The 3,712-nt window shown below is 28.0% G+C and carries 3 protein-coding genes; all 3 read right to left on the reverse strand.

Going from position 1 to position 3,712, the window contains the following annotated elements:
- Positions 1-116: 116 nt before the first annotated feature.
- Positions 117-1,166, reverse strand: coding sequence for a PTS sugar transporter subunit IIC (locus KPL38_RS18620; RefSeq protein WP_246578043.1), 1,050 nt, complete (start codon positions 1,164-1,166; stop codon positions 117-119).
- Between the two features lie 1,303 nt (positions 1,167-2,469).
- Positions 2,470-2,796: a hypothetical protein gene (locus tag KPL38_RS19880; protein WP_246578044.1), complete on the reverse strand. Its 327-nt coding sequence runs from the start codon at positions 2,794-2,796 to the stop codon at positions 2,470-2,472.
- Positions 2,783-3,262: a LytS/YhcK type 5TM receptor domain-containing protein gene (locus KPL38_RS19885; protein ID WP_246578045.1), complete on the reverse strand. Its 480-nt coding sequence runs from the start codon at positions 3,260-3,262 to the stop codon at positions 2,783-2,785. Before KPL38_RS19885 ends, KPL38_RS19880 begins: the two co-directional genes overlap by 14 nt.
- Positions 3,263-3,712: the final 450 nt, after the last annotated feature.

Here is a 3,712-nt window from a genome sequence, read left to right on the forward strand (position 1 = left end):
TTTTTGCAAAACATAGTAATCCTCCTCTACGTACTGATTTTGATATTATTATATCATAATTACTACGTTTGGAAGTAATTACAAGCTTTTTGTGGGATAATCATAATATTAGTATTTTACTGAATTTCCATATGCATATCGCCAGTTTTTATAGCTTTTGATTTTTTCATTGCACTATAAATAGGTATTATTATAGCTATAGGTAAAATTATACCAGTAAATATATAAATTAAAATTCCTTTTATTCCTCTTGTTGCAAGGATATTAAGTGGTGCAATTAATGAATTAAGCCCAAGCCCTGCAAGTTCATAGGTAGCAGTAAATTTAAATAAAATTGTTGCAATAGGTGCACATATAATTGCGGCTATAAATGGTGGTATTAAAAGTCTTGGATTTTTTATAACATTAGGAAATTGTATTTTTGGTGTTACTAATCCTTGTGCTATATTAGCTCCAGAATCATTTTCCTTAAAAGACATTATTGTAAAACCTACAAACTTAATGGTACATCCTATAAGTGCAGCTCCACTTGATACAGGATCAAGTTTAAGTGCAATTGCAATAGCTACTGATGATGCAGGTGTCATTAATAAAGTGCTCCAACTAAGAGATACTAAGGCTGACCCGATTAATGGAGATATCTTTATTGTATATGCTATTTGAGCGCTAAGCCAATTTAGTGCTGGTGTTACTACAGCTGCAAGACCAAGTCCTGCAACACCACCAACTACAACTGAACATAATGGTATAGCCATCATATCAAGTTTTGTTTTCCCCGCTACTTTTTTTCCTACATATACTGCTATAATTGCTGCAATTACCCCACTTATGGGTTGTCCAGATACGAATGTAAGACCAAGAGGAGTAAAATGAACTGCATTAGCTCCAACTGTTGATGCAATCATAGCACTAAATATAACAAGTGTGTTTCCCTTAAGCTGATAGGCAACCCCAGCTCCAAGAGCAGGTGCAAGCATCGACTTTGCAATTGTTCCTATTCCAACAAATGCTTGCCAATTCATAAACTTTCCTAATGTTTCACAAAAAAGTCCGATTCCAAGCATAACAAGTACTGCATTTGCAATCCCTGCAGCTACTTTGTTAGCCATTTCTCTTATCGATTCTTTATTTTCTACCACATTGGTAGAAAGTTCGGCAGTTTCCATTTGAATCATCTCCTACTAATTTTAAAAATATATTACAAATATGAAAGCACATTTATAGATTGGAACTAGACTAATATTGGGATTATTAGTGTTAATTTATAATATTATGAAATTATGTTTGTGATTATGAATTATACAGAAACAAAATGATTTTGTAAAGTAATTTGGTGTAAAAAAAACAGATTTTTAAAATAATAGTTCATTTAATTAATCAATTAATTATAAATTCATAATACTCAAGTAATTTTATAGTTATATGAATATAGCCCGACTGCTTCGTATCACTATTAATGTTTAGTAATTAATAAATCAATAAATTATTACCTTATTACTTTTTTGATTTATAATGCTCCTTATAAATCATATTTTAACTTTATAGCAACATAGTTTACAGAGGAAAGCCTATACAATCAACAAAAGACTACACTAATAAGTGCAGTCTTAATTGCAAAACATCATAATATTCCTACTCTCTTATTTAGATATAAAAATGTAGATTCTCTATATATGCTATAATATATCCATAATATTTATTGGAGGTTTACATAATAGATATATGCTTTGTTTGATGAATTTAATAATTTATCATCTGTAATTCAAAACATATTTTATGATTTGATTTATGCTGTTGTTAAAAATAGTTCAAATAAAGTTAGTGATTATATTATATTTACAAAATTACAATGAGCCAGGAGGAAGTTTTATGAATATGATTTACGTGGCTATTTTCCTATGTTTTACAGGGTCTTTCCTTTGTTTTATAGCTGTAATTGCTAATAAAAACGATAAAAACAACAAAAAAAACAGTAAGAAGAAAGATTAAAATAGTAATCTACATTTTTACAAAACGTAATAAACAATGTTTACTAAAATAACCTACAATTACATAGAGAGCTACGATGCAATTGTAATTAACTACAAATTAAACTATTTATACTGAGGAGTGATAAACATGAAAAATAATCAACTGTATAAAAATTTTAAATATCTCATACAAGAGAAGAAGGTGATTGTAACTATTATAACCTGTCTCGTTGCAGTTTTTTTAATTTATTATATGGGTTTTCGTGTTGGTAAATTATTGTACTACATTAGCCATATAAATTAATCATCCTAAAATAGGTTTTTGCAACTAATGAAATGTAATTCGTTTTGCTAAATATCTAGCATTTTGGTTTATACTTATATTACGAATTATATTTGTGCAAAATAACTATAAAAAATTAATGTACCACTTTAATACTTTATTATCAATAAAGGAGGATGCAATATGCAACACTTATGTCCAAAATGTAATATTACATTAGCAAAGTGCAGTGTTAAAGTATATCTTTAAAGTTCCTTTTACCCCATTTCTATCATCAAAAGGTATTATTATTGAAGATTTTAAATTTCTGTGGTCATTTTTTAAAGTATCATTATTTATCAATATTTCATTCTTTAATAGAGCGTCTTTTGTTGAATAATTTATTTCTTTATTTTCCACATTGTATAAAGCTTCATCAATTCCGACATATGCAAGCACATGGAGTTTATCAGTTATAGAAAATGCATCTGCATGAATATGCTCTTTTATTATAGTACATATCTTCCTTAAAGCTTCGTTATTTATGTTTCTAAAATAATGCAATGTCTAATGCAAGCTTTGACTGTCTACCCGCTATCATTTCATTCTCATCCTCAACAAATTGCATTAAAAATACAATAAAACCTACGTTTATTTCTCCAAGTATCATTGGTATTGATATTTTTGTAACTATACTTAATCCAAGTGCATATGGTTTTGTTATTGTTAGTATAAGCACCATGGTCAATACTTCACAAGCCATACCAAGTAAAATTCCTGCTAAATATAAATGTTTTCTTTCGATTTTTTTATTTATATATCCCCATGATATTCCAGCCACTATACTTGTTATAAGACATGGTAGCGAGGTTATTCCATGAATATCTATTAAAAATCTATGGCTTCCAGCAACTAGTCCCGTTATTATTCCCACCTCATGTCCAAATAATATACCACTAGAAACTATAGTTATAGTTCTTATATTTACTAAAGATCCATCTACATTAATGCCAGAGTAAGTTTCTAGCATTGCAAAAGCTGAAAATATAGTACATATAACTGCTATATCTTTTTCCCATAATTATACTTTTTAAATATTTCTCTAAATCCTTTTATTCTAGTAACCACATAGCCCTTTCCATGAGCATAGTAACCATGTTAAATGTATACAATATCATAATTAAAATCCTTTCAACTCTATTTAGACTTTTAAGTCTATCATTATCAGATGTGTTATAATTGCTAATAAGATATTTAATTTACTTACTTAATTATACTATTAATGTAGTAAGTTCTAAATAATTTTTGTATAAAAAGTTAAGACCAGTAAGAAAATAAAAGTGTAAATGATATGTTTTGCTAGTATAAAATATATATTATGATTATCCCACAAAAAGCTTGTAATTACTTCCAAACGTAGTAATTATGATATAATAATATCAAAATCAGTACGTAGAGGAGGATTACTATGTTTTGCAAA

The organism is Clostridium psychrophilum, from assembly GCF_018861705.1.
GTDB classification, from domain to species: domain Bacteria; phylum Bacillota; class Clostridia; order Clostridiales; family Clostridiaceae; genus Clostridium_AD; species Clostridium_AD psychrophilum.